The organism is Massilibacillus massiliensis (genome assembly GCF_900086705.1).
GTDB lineage: Bacteria > Bacillota > Negativicutes > FLKF01 > FLKF01 > Massilibacillus > Massilibacillus massiliensis.
Genome location: NZ_LT575483.1, coordinates 1,953,894 through 1,971,940, shown reverse-complemented (window position 1 = coordinate 1,971,940; position 18,047 = coordinate 1,953,894). Strand labels below are relative to the sequence as shown.

The following is an 18,047-nucleotide window of genomic DNA, read 5'->3' as shown; positions in this document are numbered from 1 at the left end:
GAGTTACCCGCTGAACAATGTATTGTAGGCGGTGTCGGCACCTTTCCGTTATCAAGAAGGGGAGTATCGGCTAACACGGCCCGTACTTTTAAAGTGATTTGCTATTATAGCAAATAATTAAGGTGGTACCGCGAGTTCAACCCTCGTCCTTTTATTAGGATGAGGGTTTATTTTATTTCTATAAAGCTTTTTGAAAGGAGGCGCAATGCATTGATGAAAAAGAGAAAAACACTAGGTTTTCTCGGCCCCCAAGGTACGCATAGTGAAGAATTAGCGCAGTATTTGAATATTGAAAAAGCCGCATCGGATGATGCCTGGCAATTGATGCCCTATGCGAGTATTTATGATGCGATTTGCGCAGTAGAGCATGGAGCAATAGACTATTGTGTAGTTCCGGTAGAAAATTCAATTGAAGGTTCTATTAACATCACGTTAGATACACTTGTACATGAAGTGAACTTACAGATTGAGCGTGAATTTATTTGGGCAGTACACAATCAATTGATGGTAAAAAATACAGATGACGAGATTACCACGATTCTTTCCCATCCACAACCGCTTGCGCAATGCCGCAGTTATATAAAAACGCATTATCCAAATGCTGAAATTAAACCAGTTTCAAGCACTGCACGAGCGGCTAAAATCGTTGCTGAAGGGAATTATAAAGGATATGCTGTTATCGGCTGCAAACGAGCAGGGGAGTTATATGGATTGACTACGGTTGCAACGGAGATTCAGGATAACCGTACGAACTGTACGCGTTTTTTGATGCTTACCAAGCCGAATGCGTCTGGTGTATACGGAAAAGAAAAAACATCGATCATTTGCCAAATCAAAGGTGCAAAAGCCGGAAGTCTATGTGATGTGCTGCTCGAATTTGCGAAACGTAATGTCAATTTAACGCGGATTGAGTCTAGACCAGCACGTACTGGATTAGGTGAATATATCTTCTTCTTAAGTTTAGAAGGCGCAACAGATCAGGACAATGTAAAAGCAGCGCTTGCGGCTGTTGAGCAAAAGAGTTTGTGGGTAAAAAATCTAGGCTCTTTTGATGTGATAACAATTGATAAACAAAAATAGATATAAATAATAAAAGGTGGTAGAATGAAATGGTAATTATTATGAATGCAGGGGCAACTGCAAAGCAAATTAAAACTGTCATTCAAAGAGTACAGGGAATTGGTCTAAAAACGCATGTTGTCGAAGGGGAGTCGAAAACAATTATTGGAGTAATCGGAGATAAGAGTTTAATGGAAACGCTTGCAATTGATGCAATGGATGGTGTTGAAAAAAGCGTTGCCATTTCAAAAAGTTATAAATTAGTCAGCAGGGAATTTCACCCAGCGCCTAGTATTGTTGACGTAGATGGTGTGAAAATCGGCGGTGGCAACTTGGTTGTTATGGCAGGCCCGTGTGCAGTTGAAAGCAGAGAGCAATTGTTTGAATCAGCAAAGATTGTGAAAGCTGGCGGAGCGCAATTTTTAAGAGGTGGGGCCTATAAGCCACGGACATCTCCTTATGCTTTTCAGGGGCTTGAAACAGAAGGTTTAAAATTTTTAGCAGAAGCCAGAGAATTGACAGGATTGAAAGTCGTGACGGAAGTAACGGAAGTTGAAGCGGTAGAAACCGTATCCAAATATGCAGATATGCTGCAGGTTGGTGCTCGTAACATGCAGAATTTCAGCTTGTTAAAAGAGGTTGGCCGTGGGGATAAACCGGTTTTATTAAAACGTGGTCTTGCTGCGACGATCAACGAATGGCTGCATGCTGCAGAATATATTCTGAGCGAGGGCAATCATAATGTTGTATTATGTGAACGCGGGATCAGAACCTATGAAGAATACACGCGCAATACATTGGATTTAAGTGCGATTGCAGCGATGAAGCATTTAAGTCATTTGCCAATCATTGTGGATCCAAGCCATGGTACAGGAAAATGGAGAATGGTAAAACCTATGGCAATGGCGGCGGTGGCTGCCGGCGCAGATGGGCTGATGATTGAAGTACATCCAGATCCATCGAAAGCTTTATCAGATGGACCACAGTCCCTGACACCGGAAAATTATCAGGAAGCTATGCGAAGTGTATTTAAATTAGCGAAATTTATCAAAGAAGAGAATTTATAAATATTGAAAATCATTCTCATCAATGTTACAATAATACATGGCGAAAACGTGGAGTGCGACTTGTGTTTTCAGCAATTGAATGAGGATGTGTTAACAATGTGTGTTTCGTGCGATGAAACGTCTCGAATTTTTTCCGTAGGAATTGTAACGCAAGAACCTGTTAGTAATAACATGGATTTGTATAAGGAGATTGCCAAACGCTTATTTGAGAATAAGGTTATTTCATTGATTAATGTTGGCAATAACCGTGCGTATGTGGACAATGAAAAACAAATTTTTGGCTTTGATCTTCATTTAACAAATCGGCATGATGCATCAAAGGTAACCTTGACGAACGTCGAGAATGCGTTGGATGGGTTGTTGGTGCAGTTTGACGGTTATTCTGAAATGCAGATAGATTTAAAAGAATAGATAGATGTTTCACAAAAGTTGTCGTATTTGGCTGAAGCCATAATATTTATCGCCAAACGAAAAAAGAGCCTATAAGCTACTGAAAGTAAATCTTTCGGTACCTTATAGGCTCTTTTTTGTCTTTATTTATTTGGGAATTTTGGCATTTTTTTAAGTAATGTTTTAGCGGCTATATAGGATGTGTCGTATTGCATTTCTTCAATATTTCCTTGAAGTTCTCCAACGATGGTATAAAGAGATTTGATATCATTATGAGTTTCTACTCGGAATTCTTTAAGGTCTTGTTGGATAGCATCAATCTTAGTTTCGAGCTTGTCAAATTTAGCATCAATTTTATTGAATTTTTCGTCTAAGTATTTCATTAATTCAGTATCCATATTCACACCACCTTATAAATTTATTATAGCTTATTTAGCTTGCGTTGTCTCTACGAAAATTGCAATATATTGGATGTCGCTGAAGGCAGACACAAAAAAAGCCATGACCTGAATGGCATGACCTCAAAATTGAGTGTATAAAAATCATGATTGGTGGGGTTAACAGAATTCGAATCTGTGACCTCTTCGATGTCAACGAAGCACTCTAACCAACTGAGCTATAACCCCGAATATATAATTCATTTTACTATAGATTCAATAGGTTTTGCAACAGAAAAATAATAGGGGGGAGAAAATCGGGATTTCTTTCGTTGTATTATTTTATGACAATGAAAAAAGTGAACTAAATATTTTATCTAAATTTTTAGCTCACTTTCAAAAAAATATATCAAACAACATGGTATTATTCTGAAATCAAAGCGTATATTTCTAAAAACAAACCATTTAATAGGGAATTAAGATGCAATAAAAAATAAGTGCGTGAAAAATTTTAACTAAAGATTTTTAAAAATCATCTAAACTTTTAAATGAACAGTTGCTGGCGATTCGATACATAAAGTAGCAGGCCTCTTGGTTAAGAAATGTTAGATGTATTGCTGTATGTGTACCGCAAGGAAATAAAGTCGGAAATATCTGAATATTAAAAATAAAATACATCTGCAACTATAACTTCTTTTTGGTTACTTGCGTAACAGGCTATATCTAGTCAATAAATTGGAGGGATGAGCATGGAATCCATTCAGTTGGAATTTGCGCGGCTGCAAAAAGGTAGGTCGATGGATGATCTTGCAATTATGACATCGGTTCCCGATATGTGCGTTTATCTGCCAAGTGATCATCTTCAGACAGAGCAAGTTGTGCGGGCACTTTTACAAAACGAAAAACCTGCTTATGTACGTGTTGGACGTAATGTTGCAAAGGAAGTTTATGGCGAGGATAAGGTTTTATTTCATATGGATCGCGCTACCGTTTTACATGAAGGCAACGATGCTACGATCATTGCGTGCGGTGAATTGGTGAAGGCGGCTGAAGAGGTGGCATGTATTCTGAAAGAACAAGGAATTCATGTAAGAGTACTCGATATGTATTGTTTGAAACCGATTGATGCAGTTGCAGTGGAGAAAGCAGCAAAAGAAACAAGAGGAATTATCACGGTAGAACCCCAGCCGCATCATAGCCGACTTGGCTGCACAGTAAGCCGGATTGCAGCCGAAATATCATCGATTAAAGTGATCCGTCTTTCCTTCCCTGATCCAACCGCCTCAAATGATAAAGCAGAGCAGCAGTTTGATCATCGATTACGTAATGAAACGATTGCGGCAGCAGTTATGGAGTTGATCTAAGATGACAGGAAATTATATTTTAGGAATTGACCAAAGTACGCAAGGGACAAAAGGTCTTTTATTTGATTTGCAGGGTGAATTAATTGCCAGAAGTGATCGATCCCATCTTCAAAGGATTAATGAAAAAGGTTGGGTAGAGCATGATCCGGAGGAAATTTACCAAAATGTTTTAATGGTTGTGAAAGAGGTGGTGGAAAAAGCAAATATTGATAAAGAAGAAATTGCTGTTATCGGAATCAGTAATCAGCGGGAAACTGCGTTGGTTTGGAATCGTAAAACAGGCAGAGCAGAATATAACGCGATTGTCTGGCAATGTGCGAGAGGTGCGGAAATTTGTCAAAGATTAGAGGCAGCCGGCTTTGCTGATAAAATCAAGACGGCTACGGGCATGCCGGTATCACCTTATTTTTCTGCAGCTAAGTTTGCCTGGATTTTAGAAAATGTAAAAGGTATTAGAGAAAAGGCTGCGCAGGGTGAAATTTGTTTTGGAACAATGGATAGCTGGCTGGTTTATCGCTTAACGGGAGGAAAGTCGTTTAAAACCGATTATTCAAATGCATCAAGAACACAGTTATTCAATATTGCAATGCTGACATGGGATAAAGAAATTTGCCAAATGTTTGATATCCCCTGTAATGCACTTCCTGAGGTATGTGCTTCTGATGCAAATTATGGAGTAACAGATTTTAATGGCTATTTGGAAAATCCAGTTTCTATTCATGCGGTATTAGGAGATTCTCAGGCGGCTTTGTTTGGGCAAAATTGCAATAAAATAGGCATGGTGAAAGCTACTTACGGTACAGGTTCTTCTGTTATGATGCATATTGGTGAAGTGCCAATGGTAAGTAAAAAAGGTTTAGTTACTTCGATTGCATGGAAGATGGGGGAAAAGGTCCACTATGTGCTAGAGGGAAATATTCATTATACCGGTGCGGTGATTCGCTGGTTAAAAGATGAGGTGAAAATCATCGCACAGGAAAAAGAGGCGCAAACGTTAGCGAAGCATGCGCATGCCGAGGATCGAAGTTATTTTATACCGGCATTTACGGGGATTGGGGCACCGTATTGGGATTCTAGAGCGACCGGTCTTCTTACAGGCATTACCAGAGTGACCGGTCGGGCGGAAATCGTACGTGCGGCTTTGGATTGTATTGCGTATCAAATTGTAGATATTGTGACACTTATGCAGGAAGAATCCGAAATTGAAATCAAGGAGATACGTGTAGATGGAGGACCAACAAAGAATACCTATCTTATGCAATTTCAAAGTGATACATTGGGGGTAGCTGTACAAGTGCCGAATGTAGAAACATTATCAGGTATGGGAGCAGCATACGCTGCAGCAATCACAGTTGGAATCTATGATGAACGGCAAATTTTTTCTCGAATTGATAGGGTTAAGTATGAGCGGAAAATGGATGAGGCGAGAAGCAAAGCTTTATATCAAGGCTGGAAAGAAGCAATAAAGCAAGCTTTATATCATGCATGAGTATGCTTAAAAATAAAAACAGGAGGCGTTTTCTATGAAAATTTTAAGAAGAATGTTGGTTGTCCTTTTATCAATTTTTTTAATAGGGAGCTTACTTACAGGGTGTGGCCCAGCGAAAGCCGATTCAGAAACAACGGCACCGAAAGCAAAGGAGACAAAAATATTGACTGGTGGCGGTTCTAAGATTATTTATATTATCACGCCATCTCATGCGAATCCTTTCTTTAAAACTGAGGCAGAAGCTGCCGCTAAAAAAGCGAAGGCACTGGGATATGAAGTAAAAGCAGTTTCTCATGACGATGATGCGGCGAAGCAATCAGAACTATTTGAAAATGCAATCTCTGATAAGGCTGCCGCGATTATTTGTGATAATGCGGGAGCAGATGCCACGGTCGCTGCAGTTCAAAAAGCGCGTGACAACAATATTCCAACGTTTTTAATTGATCGGGAGATCAATGGCAGCGGGGTTGCAATTTCTCAAATCGTTGCCAATAATTATCAAGGTGCAAAAGCAATTGCCGAAGTATTTGTTGAGACTATGGGTGAAAAAGGAAATTATGCAGAATTGCTGGGGAAAGAATCGGATACAAATGCCGGTGTTCGCTCTAGCGCATTTCATGAGGTGATTGACCAGTATGCGGACATGAAGATGGTTGCACAGCAAACTGCAAATTGGGAGCAAACAGAAGCTTATCAAAAAATGGAAAGTATTTTACAATCAAATCCGGATATCAAAGGCGTAATTTGTGGCAATGATACGATGGCTGTAGGTGCAATTGCTGCGATAAAAAATGCAGGTTTGAAGGGAATTGCCGTGATTGGTGTGGATGGTTCGGATGAAGCAGCTGCTGCAATCAGAGAAGGTAATATGACAGGGACTGCTTTGCAGCAAGCGGCGCTGATCGCTGAAATGGCTGTAAAGCAAGCCGATGATTATCTGAAAAAAGGTACGACTGGATTAGATGAAAAACAATTGGTAGATTGTGTTGCAATTACGAAAAAGAATGTAGAGAAACTCAAAACTTTCGTTTATACCGAATAAGTAATTACACGAATGCTGTCTCATGATGCGGAGGATAGGAGTCTGTCTATGAAAAAACGTGTGCGTTTTATTTTAATCGTGTGCTTCGTGATGGTAGTGTTTCTGACTGGATGTGTAAAAGTTGTGCCGATTGGGCAAGAGGGAAAATTAACCGGGGATATTGCTTTTAATGCGGCAGAAAATGTTGCTGCGATCTGGAATGAAACCGCAATTCCAGAGCTGAAAAGAAAAGCGGTGGATTTGCCAAGTTTTTTTAAGGAAGCGAATGGTGATTTAAAATCTTTGGCCGACAAATATGGAAAATACTCTATGGGAAAATCGGGTGAATTGAATTATGTCGTAAAAGGTGTAGGAATCGTTACTGCAGTACATAGAGAAAAAAAGGCCGGCTATATCATTGTAAAATTAAAGGAACAAAAAGAAATACCACTTATCAAACTGCAGATCGGAAGCGTCTATAAAGGCGCTGCGGTTCGCGATTCTCTCGACTTTATCAAATATGAGGACTATAAGAATCAAGTAGAATGGGCAAAGGTATCGCAAAGTATTCATGATGTAATCTACGCAGATGTTATCAAAAAAATTGATTTAGATGCGATCCAAGGGAAGGAAATTTATTTTATGGGGTGCTTTAGTGTGGATAAGGCAAATGAAGTATTGATTACGCCAGTCGAATTGACCGTGCAATAGGAGGCATGCGAAATGGATACGGGGATAAAAACAGAAGAAAATATTTGCCTGCATGTAAAAAATATCTGCAAGAACTATCCTGGCACGAAGGCACTGGATCATGTATCTTTCGCTGTATATCGAGGCAAGGTAAATGTCTTGATTGGCGAGAACGGAGCCGGAAAGTCTACTTTGATGAAAATCATCGCCGGGATTGAGCAGCCAAGTTCTGGTGAAATTTTTATGGAGAATCAAAAAGTCTCTGCCTTTCAGAATGTAATTGAAGCAAGAAAGCATGGAATTGGTATTATTCATCAAGAACTAAACTTGTTCCCAAATCTCAATATCTATCAAAACATTTTCATGGCTAGGGAAAAAAAGATTGGTGGAATTCGATTAGACGATCAACAACATATTGCGTTGACAAAAAAGATTTTGGATAAATTGGAGCATCCGTTGAATCCCAAAACTTTGCTTGGGGAACTTCGCGTTGGGCAGCAGCAGATGGTTGAAATTGCTCGCAACTTAATGCAAGATGATTTAAAAATTCTCATTATGGATGAACCTACCTCATCATTGAGTGCCCAAGAAGTTGAGGTATTGTTCCGCATCATGCGTGAATTGACAGCTGAAGGAATATCAATCGTATATATTTCACATAAGTTAGAGGAGATTATGAAAATCGGTGATTTTATTACAATTTTGAGAGACGGTAGATTGGTCGCAAATGCTGCAATTGAGGATGTAGATATAGCGTGGATTGTAAAGCAGATGGTAGGACAAGAAAAATCATATCCACGGCGAAAGCCTGTAAGTGATCGGACGCGGCAAGCGGTGGTGTTAGAAGTAGAAGAGCTTACCTTACCCAAAAAGGGTGGTGGCTATCTGCTTGATCATGTGAACTTTAAGTTAAAAAAGGGCGAGATTCTTGGCATATATGGCTTGATGGGTGCCGGACGTACCGAAATTTTTGAATGTATTATGGGGCTGCGTTCGGAACATACGGGTACTGTTAAGTTGCAAGGGGAAATCATCCAAATACAGCATGTCGCAGAGCAGATTGAACGAGGTTTTGCATTGGTTCCGGAGGATAGACAGAGAGAGGGCTTGGTGCAGACTTTAGATATCGGTAAAAACATTTCTCTCTCTAGTCTTAAAAAGTATGCAAAAGGTATTTTTTTGAGCAAACAACGTGAGGATCAAAATGTAATGAAGCAAATTCAAGATATTCACATTAAAGTAGCAGATAAACGTCTGCCAATTTTATCGCTCTCTGGTGGCAATCAACAAAAAGTTGTAATTGGAAAAGGGCTGCTTACAGCACCTAAAATATTGCTTTTGGATGAACCGAGTAGAGGGATTGATATCGGTGCTAAGGCAGAAGTGTTTGAAATTATCAGCCGGTATGCCAAGCAAGGTCTTTCTATCATTGTGATATCTTCAGAACTGCAGGAAATCATGACGATTGCTGATCGAATTCTGGTTCTTTCGAATGGGCGGAAAACATGTGAGCTAGATCAGGAAGAAATCACAGAGGAAAAATTGGTGCTTGCGTCTTATGAAGGCCATGACGGACATGAAAAATAGCTGCTTCATCGTTTTGACGAAAGGGATGGACATAGGATGAAAACAAAAAATTCGTTTGCCTTAGCGATATTAAAAGGGCGGACCATCATTGTTTTAGTGTTATTGCTCGTTTATTTCAGTGCAACTACCCCAAATTTCTTATCCGCCAATACCTTCTTGCTGCTTGCAAAACATGTAGCGCTATATGGCATTTTGGCAATCGGCATGACGTATGTAATTATCACCGGAGGAATTGACCTTTCGGTTGGTGCAGTAGTCGGTCTTGCCGGCATGATTGCCGGTGGCATGATCAATGAAGGTCTGACAGTAAAAATGCTGGGAGTTACGCTTTATTTTAACGTTTGGCTGGTTGTAGCGTTTACGATTTTTGTTGGTGCTGTCGTTGGATGGATCAATGGCACGATTATCACAAAATGTAAGGTAGCACCTTTTATTGCAACGCTTGGCACCATGTATATCGGGCGTGGATTTGCGATGCTGCATTCTAATGGAGCGACGTATTCGAATATCGTCGGCAATGAGGCACTTGGAAATGTTGGTTTTACGGTATTTGGCAGTAGGATTCTGGGCATTCCGGTTGGTGCGATCATTTTAATTTTTATTGCGGTTATTGCAGCAGTTCTTTTGAAAAAAACGACTTTTGGATGGCATATCTTCGCAATTGGCGGTAATGAAAAGACTGCTAAATTATCAGGAATTAAGGTAGATCAGGTAAAAACACTGGTATATATTTTCTCAGGAATCTGTGCGGCGATTGTCGGCATCATTACGGCCTCCCAATTAGAGGCTGCACATCCCGCAACGGGGCAGACTTGGGAAATGAATGCAATTGCGGCAGCCGTTCTTGGCGGAACTTCTATGGCAGGCGGGATTGGAACGATTGGTGGAACGATCGTCGGTGCATTTGTTATCGGTGTGATCAGTGACGGTATGGTGATGAGTGGGGTATCTGAATTTTGGCAGATGATTATCAAAGGCGTGGTGATCATTTTAGCGGTGATTGTGGATCAGTTTCAACGAAATTTACAGGAGAAGATCGCATTGCAGGCGCGCAATGAATTCAAAGAATGAAGATCAATATTAAAACAATCAGTCAATTATCCGGATTTTCTCCCGCAACAGTCTCAAATGCACTGAACAACAAGAAAGGCGTAAATGCAGAAACTGCAAAAAAAATCATAAAAATTGCGCAGGAATATGGTTACCTTCATGAAAGTAAAATAACAAATATAAAGCTTGTCTTATATAAGGATAGCGGAATGATTTTTTCTGATTCACCATTTTTTGCTGCCTTGTTGGAAGGAATTGAAAATGAGAGCAGAAGATCCGGATATAGTACAACAATTTTTAATTTGTATAAAGCCAGTTCAGATTATCAAGAGCGTTTACTCCAAATTTTAAATGATAGCACTTCAGCCATTTTGTTTATGGGAACGGAACTTTCTGAACAGGATGCAAAAATGTTTCAAAATATTCCGGTACCACTGGTTATGCTGGATAGCTGGTTTGAAAATTTGGAGTTTAATGCGGTTCTTATGAATAATGTAGATTCTGTGTTTCAGGCTGTACAATCCTTAATTGATAAAGGACACCAACGTATTGGTTATTTAAAGAGCGCAATTCGTATTCAAAATTTTCGGTTTCGCCAAGAAGGATATGAACGAGCTATGCATAATAGAAACTTAGAAGTAGATACGAAGTATTTTTTCTCTGTACCGCCTACCCTAGATGGGGCATATATCGAAATGGATCGAATTCTGCAAAAGAAACCTGATTTACCTACCGCCTTTTTCGCTGATAATGATATTATTGCGCTTGGTGCGATGAAAGCATTTCAGAAAAACGGTTATCGAATTCCGGAGGATCTATCATTTATTGGTTTTGATGATTTACCTTTTTGTAATGTCTTTATACCTGCACTTACGACCATTCGGGTTTTTAAGCAGGAAATGGGCCAATTGGCAGTACAACGTTTGATTGAATTGATTAAAACAAATACAACACTAAAAATCAAAATTCAAATTTGTAATGAACTTATTGAAAGGGACAGTGTTTGTACTCTTAAATCCAAATGAACAGGGAGATGCTGAAATGAAAATAGCGGTGATTGGTTCTTGTATGGTAGATCTTATGTCATATGTTGATAAAGTTCCTGTAGCAGGTGAAACGAAGGAAGTTTTTGATTTTTCTATAAGTTGCGGAGGCAAGGGAGCAAATCAAGCGATTGCTGCAGCGAAAATGGGGGCGGGCGTTATCATGCTGGCAAAAGTCGGTGATGATATATTTGGTGATACTACGATTGAAAATTTTAAACAACATAAAATTGATACGCAATTTGTTCAGAAAGTGCCGAATACGCCAAGTGGTATGGCAACTGTTATTGTAGACGAGTCCTCTCAAAATCGCATTTTAATTCATAAAGGTGCAAACAATTCTCTTTTACCTATTGATATTGACCAAGCTTCTGAAACATTAAAAGAATGTGATTTGCTATTACTGCAATTGGAAATTCCTATGGATACGGTTGCATATGCAATTGCATTTGCCAATGAAAATGACATTCCGGTTTTATTAAATCCAGCTCCGGCAGTGAAAGATTTGGATATAGATATGGTATGTAAATGTGATTTTTTTGTTCCGAATGAAACGGAACTAGAAATATTAACAGGAATGCCGGTAGGATCAGAAAATGAAATAAAGAGGGCGGCACAGCATCTGGTGCAGCAAGGTGTGAAAAATGTGCTGGTGACAATGGGAAGCAGGGGCTCGATGTGGTTGTCCCAGGACGAGTTTTATTTTTTTGCGGCATATAAAGTGGAGGCGAAAGATGCGACTGGTGCCGGGGATGCATTTATTGGATCTTTTGCGAATCATTATGTGAAAACAAAAGATGTACGAAATGCAATGAAAGAGGCAAGTGCATTTTCTGCCTTGAGTGTAACGAAATCAGGTACACAGATGTCTTATCCTTCGGAAGATGAAGTGAGATCGTTCTTGGCGAGAAGGCAGAATATATAAATTCTGTGGGTGAACTTTAATAAAATGTTCGTAAGGAGTCCTAGTTTCTAAATCCTATTAATCATTAGGGTTTAAGAAGTTTTATATTGAGGACGTTTATTTATATTTAGAGAATTTTTTTGATCGTTTCTTTCAATATTTAAGGTTAAGACACGTTAACTGGAGTATAGCAGTTAACGTGTCTTAATTTTTTTTATGATCTTCAGTAAGTAACTCATTTATAAAAGGACGACGTTAATCAAAAATAGCAAAGGTTTAAAATTTCATGATTGTAATTAGAATGTGCATACTAATTTGTAAGGAGCTAAAACGATAAAGTAGGAAGAGTTGAATTGGATCAATTTCTAAGTAGTGAAGAAAGGATGTCAGATTAATATGAAAGAAACAATTTATTTAGTAACTGGCGCTACCGGATTTCTAGGAATGAATATTGCAAAAAAATTAGCCGCGCAAAATAAAAAGATGAAAGTGCTTGTATTAGCCGGTGATCCTGTTATAAACTATTTACCCGATCAAGCGGAGATTGTTCTTGGTGATTTGATAGATAAAACGTCGCTTGAAAAGTTTTTTACAGTACCTGCGCATACAGAGATCGTTGTGATTCATTGTGCGAGTATTGTTTCTCTTTCTCCAGATTTCAGCCAGAAAGTATATGATATCAACGTTACGGGTACGGAGAATATCGTAGATTTTTGTGTGGCGAAAAAAGTAAAAAAACTAATATATATTAGTTCTACCGGTGCTATTGCCGAGGCACCAGGAAATCAAATCATTCAAGAGCCTGCAATGTTTCTCCCAGACCAAGTAGTAGGATATTATGCAAAAACAAAAGCACTTGCAACGCAATATGTTTTAAAAATGGTACAAGAAAAAAACTTGGATGCTTCTGTTATCTATCCGTCCGGCATCTGTGGACCCAATGATTATGCTTATGGGCCGGTTGCCGAATTTATCATACGTTATTGTCAAGGCAAAATGACTGTTGGAATTGAAGGTACGTTTAATTCTGTAGATGTGCGAGATCTTGCGGATGGAGTCATTTCTTGCGTGAAAAACGGGCGTAAAGGTGAAGGGTATATTATGAGCAATGAACTGGTAACCATGCGGCGGATGTTTGATCTTATAAGTCAAGCTAGTGGGGCAAAACGAATTGAAACAATTCTTACAAAGGAGCAAATGCTGCAAATGCAGGAGAAGGGAAGCCATAGTTCAGAAACTGAGAAAAACCAAAAAGTTTTAGAATTTGAAATTTATAATTTGACACGCAACAATAATTTTTCTTCGGAAAAGGCGATAAAAGAATTAAGTTATCATACACGGCCATTTGAGGAAACCATGGTCGATTCAGTAGAATGGCTTCGCAGTGTGGGGAAAGTTAAAAGATAACATTTTCTATGATAAAAACGAATAAGACAGTACAAGACGAATTTAGAAGTCTAAGTTCATAAAGCTGATTTAAACTCTCTTCGTCAGAGCTGAATTAGTTTTCCTTTGACACCTTCGAATTCGTCTTAGTACCTTTAGTGATTTTCTTATACCCAGTATCTCTTTTGAGGCTAATTTTATTTATATTGACAGCATATAAATGAATATGATATTCTCATAACAAGAAATTTAAAATTACATATTTATAAAAATTTGTTTGCAAAAGCTGATCATAATAAATGAAGGCTGGAGAACATCTGAAAAGATGTCTCCAGCCTTTTTTTATTTGTAAAATTTATTGTGGGGAGAAACATTATGACGTATTTACTTCATGCCGAAAACAAAATTTCAGAACGAATAAATCAAATAACAATACCACGTTTTAAAGAATTAGCGGCGCTTGCTTTGCAGCACCAGGCGATTGATTTGGGCAGCGGCAAACCAGATTTTTCAACCGATCTCTTATTTAAAAAAGCTGCTGTTGAAGCAATTGAACAGGACTTTAATCAATATGCACCAACGCAAGGGATACAGAGTTTACGTGAAGGAATAGCTAGTAGATTTCAGCAAAAGACGCGGATACATTTTCATGCAGAGCAGGAAATCACAATTTGCAATGGTGTGACAGAAGGGATGGCAGCAGCATTGTTAGCTTTGATCAATCCGGGGGATGAAGTCATTGTTTTTACACCTTCTTTTGCTGCCTATGCCGCAGATATACATTTATGCGGGGGTATACCTGTTTATGTAGAATTAACGCAACCAAATTTTCGCTTAGAGAAGTTTAAACTTGAAGCCTCAATTACAAAGCATACAAAAGCAATCATTTTTAATTCACCGCATAATCCTTCGGGACGAATTTTTAGTTTTGAAGAAATTCAAGGTGTGGCTGAAATCGCACAAAAATATGATTTAATTGTGATCACGGATGAAATTTATAATGAAATCTATTATGAAGAAAAAGCACCGATTTCAATTTGGACTTTACCCAATATGCGTGAACGGACGATTATCATGAATGGTTTTTCGAAAGCTTATAGTGTTACAGGCTGGCGGCTTGGGTATGTGATTGCGACGCCCGTGCTGACAAACGGCATTCGTAAGGCACACAATTATTTAACCTTGAGTTCCGCGTTGCCGTTGCAGATGGGAATGGCAGCAGCAATTCGTAGTCATGAAGATTATTATGTAAATTTAAGAAAAGCATATAAACGGCGGCTGAATTTATTAAAAGCTGGATTTGATGCTTTAAAAATTCCATATTTGCAGCCAGAAGGCGGCTATTTTTTACTTGTTGATTTTTCTCAATTTGGGTGGACGGATGATTTAAAATTTGCCCGCTATATTACTGAGAATTTCGGTGTATCAGCTAGGCCGCTATCAGGATTTTACCCGCAGCAAACTTCGCCGAATGGAAAAATTTGGTTAAGGTTGGCATTTTGTAAAAAAGAAAATGTATTAGCGGAAGTAATAGAAAGATTCAAAAAGTTAAAATCGGTTTAAACAGAACTTTACAAGTTGTGAGGTTCATAGAAATAAAAGGAAAGAAAGGTGAACCAATATGTATAGAAATAAATGGTGTACTTATTTTTTAATTATGATATTTTTGTCGGCAACTTATATCATGGCTGGCTGTGGGCTGCAAGAACAAAAAAAAGTTGAAGAGAATAGTGGTGCGGCTAAGACCTATTATGTTGGCACTCGTGGAACCTTTAAACCGTACAGTTATGTAAATGATAAAGATCAATTAACAGGATTTGATATTGAAATTCTTAAAGAAGTAGAAAAAAGAAATAAGGATATTAGATTTGAATTTAAAACAATGAGCGTGTCGAGCGCTTTTGTCGCACTAGAAGGAAACCAAATTGATATTATAGCCAATCAAATGACCCACAATAATGAAAGAGACAGTAAATACTATTATACAAATGAAGCTAATAATTATAAAAATAATCGAATTACTGTTATCAGTGAGCGCAATGATATTAAAACGATTGAAGATTTAAGAGGAAAGAAAGTTTCGGTTACATCGACCAGCCCAGGTTATAGAATTTTAAAAGAATACAATCAAACAGCTGAACCTAAAATTGAATTCTTAGTTACAGACAAGGGAACAGCCGAAACGATTTATATGGTTGTCGATGGTAAAGCGGATGCTACTTTGGCCGATCCGATTACTGTAAAGGAGATTAATCAATCGCATAATCTAAACCTTAAAATTGTCGGTAAAAATATTACGCCGATTCCAACATTCTTTATTTTGCGTAAAAATGATGAAAACGAAAAATTCTTAGCGGATAAAATAGATGCAACTGTTCGCGAAATGAAACAAGATGGAACGCTAGAAAAATTATCAAAGGAATTTTTGGGCGAATATATTTTACCAGAACAAGAAAATAGTAAATGAGTTTCAAGCATAATGAACAGGCAAAGTTCTATCATTGTAATAATAAGTAGCTAGATTTTGCGTTAAAAGTAAAGGAGTCGGATTATGTCGTTGAAAAATAAAATGGTTATTATAGGTATGGGACACGTAGGTGCGGCTGTATTGAATCGTGCAATTGCTTTTCAATTGGTATCAGAAATTGCTGTTGTTGATATTGATAAAAAGAAAGCGCATGGAGAGGCATTAGATGCAAGTCATTCTACAGCCTGTAATTATAGTCAAAATATAAAAGTATATGATGGAGACTATGAAGAATGTAGGGATGCACGCTTGATTATTATTGCGGCTGGGTTTGCAGGACGCTCACTCCCGCCATTAAAACCGGGAGAAGTTCGCGATCGTTTGCGCCTTGCTGCATGTAATATTGATGTGATTCGTAAAGTTATGAGGGAAATAACAAAACATACGAAAAAAGCAGTTATTCTTATGATTAGCAATCCACTTGATATCACCACATATTATGCAGCTAACTTTTTTGATTATCCAATAGATCGCTTGCTTGGCACAGGGACGACGCTGGAAACGCTGCGTTTTCAGCGCATTCTAGCAGATCATTATCGAATTGATGCAAAAGATGTCAATGGTTTTATGCTTGGTGAACATGGTAAATCTGCTTTCGCGGCATGGAGCTTGACTAGTATTAGAGGCATTCCTATAAAAAAGTTTGAAGATTATTTTCAACCTGAAAAACCACTTGACCGCAGCTGGGTTGATGATCAAGTAATTCGGGCGGCAAGTGACATTGTAGATCACAAGGGATGGACGAATTATGGAATTGCAATGGGGGTATGTCGTATAGCGAAGGCAGTACTATTCAATGAACGTTCTATTCTACCTGTTTCTACAACATTGCAAGGAGAATACGGTATCCATAATGTAGCACTTAGCTTACCGTGCTTGGTTACAGAGAATGGAGTAGAACGACGGCTGGCAGTTTCGTTGCAGGAAGATGAAGTAATAAAAATAAGAAGAAGTGCGCAGACGCTTACAGACACGTTGAAGAAACATGATATTTTAAAAGATTAGTTACTGGGTAAGTTAGCTGCAGATGTTAAGTTGTATTTTTATTTTGAAAGACTTTGTGATAAGGTTATAGGTAAGATGCTTTTATTTTGCAATGCGAGAGCAGATACTTCACAACGAAAACAGGCAAGACGGCGCGAGATGAATCTTAAGGTAGTACAAATGCTAAGACCGCAAAACCGACTTAAACTCCCTACGGTCAGACATAAGTCGGTTTTACTCCGTATAGACTCTGATTCATCTCATTGCCTTCGTTGGATTGTTTTCTTATGTAAAGCATCTGCTCTCTATACTATAATTAGAAACGACTATATAATAGAAGAAGCAAAACAAGGAGCGCGTTTCAGTGGGCTGAAACATTGCCGTGCGAAGAATTGATTAGTTTTTTATAAAAAAGTTTTAAAAAACTTTCAAAAAGGTGTTGACATAATCGAATAAAACGTGTAACATAATACAAGTCGCTGATGAACAAAGCGCGGCGATAAAAAAGATGTTGACAACAACTTAAACGTTGTGTTAATATAAATGAGCTGACAACGAAGCTTGCCAGCAAGTGTTCTCTGAAAACTAAACAATGTAGATGTAATAAATGCCAGATGTGCGGTGTCTATCGTAAGATAAACACAAAACAAAAACAATTTCTTTTAAAAAGAAACAAGATATTAATTGAGCCTTTTAGGCTTTCTAATAATAAATTTATTGGAGAGTTTGATCCTGGCTCAGGACGAACGCTGGCGGCGTGCCTAACACATGCAAGTCGAACGGAGAATTAGCAATAATTCTTAGTGGCGAACGGGTGAGTAACGCGTAAATAATCTGCCCTTTAGATGGGGACAACAGATCGAAAGATCTGCTAATACCGAATGTTGTTAAAGAAACGCATGTTTCTTTAACTAAAGATGGCCTCTATATATAAGCTATCGCTAAAGGATGAATTTGCGTCTGATTAGCTAGTTGGTGAGATAAAAGCTCACCAAGGCAACGATCAGTAGCCGGTCTGAGAGGATGAACGGCCACACTGGGACTGAGACACGGCCCAGACTCCTACGGGAGGCAGCAGTGGGGAATCTTCCGCAATGGACGAAAGTCTG

16 protein-coding genes, 1 tRNA gene, 1 rRNA gene and 1 other annotated feature (2 of these 19 cut by a window edge) are annotated in these 18,047 nt (G+C 38.6%); of the genes, 16 read left to right on the top strand and 2 right to left on the bottom strand.

Annotated features, from left to right (window positions below; translation table 11 throughout):
• Window positions 1-154 (top strand) — a binding site (T-box leader); it begins 101 nt to the left of the window's first position.
• A gap of 59 nt (window positions 155-213) precedes the next feature.
• The 3 genes from pheA to BN6559_RS09465 all read left to right on the top strand — a co-directional run bounded on the left by pheA (window position 214) and on the right by BN6559_RS09465 (window position 2,537).
• Window positions 214-1,080, top strand: coding sequence for a prephenate dehydratase (pheA, locus tag BN6559_RS09475; protein ID WP_110954484.1), 867 nt, complete (start codon window positions 214-216; stop codon window positions 1,078-1,080).
• A 29-nt stretch (window positions 1,081-1,109) separates the two neighbouring features.
• A complete protein-coding gene (gene aroF, locus BN6559_RS09470; RefSeq protein WP_110954483.1) occupies window positions 1,110-2,126 on the top strand; it encodes a 3-deoxy-7-phosphoheptulonate synthase in 1,017 nt (338 codons plus the stop codon).
• 96 nt (window positions 2,127-2,222) lie between these two features.
• Window positions 2,223-2,537: a hypothetical protein gene (locus BN6559_RS09465; RefSeq protein WP_110954482.1), complete on the top strand. Its 315-nt coding sequence runs from the start codon at window positions 2,223-2,225 to the stop codon at window positions 2,535-2,537.
• A 122-nt stretch (window positions 2,538-2,659) separates the two neighbouring features.
• Here BN6559_RS09465 and BN6559_RS09460 read toward each other — a convergent pair whose 3' ends face one another.
• Both BN6559_RS09460 and BN6559_RS09455 read right to left on the bottom strand, forming a co-directional pair.
• Window positions 2,660-2,914: a hypothetical protein gene (locus tag BN6559_RS09460; protein ID WP_110954481.1), complete on the bottom strand. Its 255-nt coding sequence runs from the start codon at window positions 2,912-2,914 to the stop codon at window positions 2,660-2,662.
• A 151-nt stretch (window positions 2,915-3,065) separates the two neighbouring features.
• A tRNA-Val gene (locus tag BN6559_RS09455) sits at window positions 3,066-3,142 on the bottom strand.
• A 500-nt stretch (window positions 3,143-3,642) separates the two neighbouring features.
• Between BN6559_RS09455 and BN6559_RS09450 the strand changes: the two genes are divergently transcribed.
• The 13 genes from BN6559_RS09450 to BN6559_RS09390 all read left to right on the top strand — a co-directional run.
• Window positions 3,643-4,257, top strand: coding sequence for a transketolase C-terminal domain-containing protein (locus tag BN6559_RS09450; protein ID WP_199883895.1), 615 nt, complete (start codon window positions 3,643-3,645; stop codon window positions 4,255-4,257).
• A 1-nt stretch (window position 4,258) separates the two neighbouring features.
• Entirely contained in the window at window positions 4,259-5,746 is a 1,488-nt protein-coding gene (locus BN6559_RS09445; protein ID WP_110954479.1) for an FGGY-family carbohydrate kinase, read from the top strand.
• Window positions 5,747-5,780: 34 nt separating this feature from the next.
• Complete coding sequence (locus BN6559_RS09440) at window positions 5,781-6,788, top strand: D-ribose ABC transporter substrate-binding protein (protein WP_110954478.1); 1,008 nt, start codon at window positions 5,781-5,783, stop codon at window positions 6,786-6,788.
• 48 nt (window positions 6,789-6,836) lie between these two features.
• Window positions 6,837-7,478 carry a DUF2291 domain-containing protein gene (locus BN6559_RS09435; protein ID WP_110954477.1) on the top strand — a complete coding sequence of 214 codons (642 nt, stop codon included), beginning with the start codon at window positions 6,837-6,839 and terminating at the stop codon, window positions 7,476-7,478.
• A gap of 12 nt (window positions 7,479-7,490) precedes the next feature.
• Window positions 7,491-9,044, top strand: a complete 1,554-nt coding sequence (locus tag BN6559_RS09430; RefSeq protein WP_110954476.1) for a sugar ABC transporter ATP-binding protein — start codon at window positions 7,491-7,493, stop codon at window positions 9,042-9,044.
• A 36-nt stretch (window positions 9,045-9,080) separates the two neighbouring features.
• Window positions 9,081-10,115, top strand: a complete 1,035-nt coding sequence (locus tag BN6559_RS09425; protein ID WP_110954475.1) for an ABC transporter permease — start codon at window positions 9,081-9,083, stop codon at window positions 10,113-10,115.
• Window positions 10,112-11,119, top strand: coding sequence for a LacI family DNA-binding transcriptional regulator (locus BN6559_RS09420; RefSeq protein ID WP_110954474.1), 1,008 nt, complete (start codon window positions 10,112-10,114; stop codon window positions 11,117-11,119). The genes BN6559_RS09425 and BN6559_RS09420 overlap by 4 nt, the downstream gene beginning before the upstream one ends.
• Window positions 11,120-11,135: 16 nt before the next feature.
• Window positions 11,136-12,062 carry a ribokinase gene (rbsK, locus tag BN6559_RS09415; RefSeq protein ID WP_110954473.1) on the top strand — a complete coding sequence of 309 codons (927 nt, stop codon included), beginning with the start codon at window positions 11,136-11,138 and terminating at the stop codon, window positions 12,060-12,062.
• A 375-nt stretch (window positions 12,063-12,437) separates the two neighbouring features.
• Entirely contained in the window at window positions 12,438-13,448 is a 1,011-nt protein-coding gene (locus BN6559_RS09410; protein WP_110954472.1) for an NAD-dependent epimerase/dehydratase family protein, read from the top strand.
• A 354-nt stretch (window positions 13,449-13,802) separates the two neighbouring features.
• Window positions 13,803-14,990 (top strand): pyridoxal phosphate-dependent aminotransferase, encoded by a 1,188-nt coding sequence (locus tag BN6559_RS09405; protein ID WP_110954471.1) that lies wholly within the window; start codon window positions 13,803-13,805, stop codon window positions 14,988-14,990.
• Window positions 14,991-15,048: 58 nt separating this feature from the next.
• Window positions 15,049-15,894, top strand: coding sequence for a transporter substrate-binding domain-containing protein (locus tag BN6559_RS09400; RefSeq protein ID WP_110954470.1), 846 nt, complete (start codon window positions 15,049-15,051; stop codon window positions 15,892-15,894).
• A gap of 84 nt (window positions 15,895-15,978) precedes the next feature.
• On the top strand, window positions 15,979-16,959 hold the full coding sequence (locus BN6559_RS09395) for an L-lactate dehydrogenase (protein WP_199883894.1): 981 nt from the start codon (window positions 15,979-15,981) through the stop codon (window positions 16,957-16,959).
• 693 nt (window positions 16,960-17,652) lie between these two features.
• Window positions 17,653-18,047: ribosomal RNA gene (locus BN6559_RS09390) — 16S ribosomal RNA — on the top strand (it continues 1,159 nt past the right edge of the window).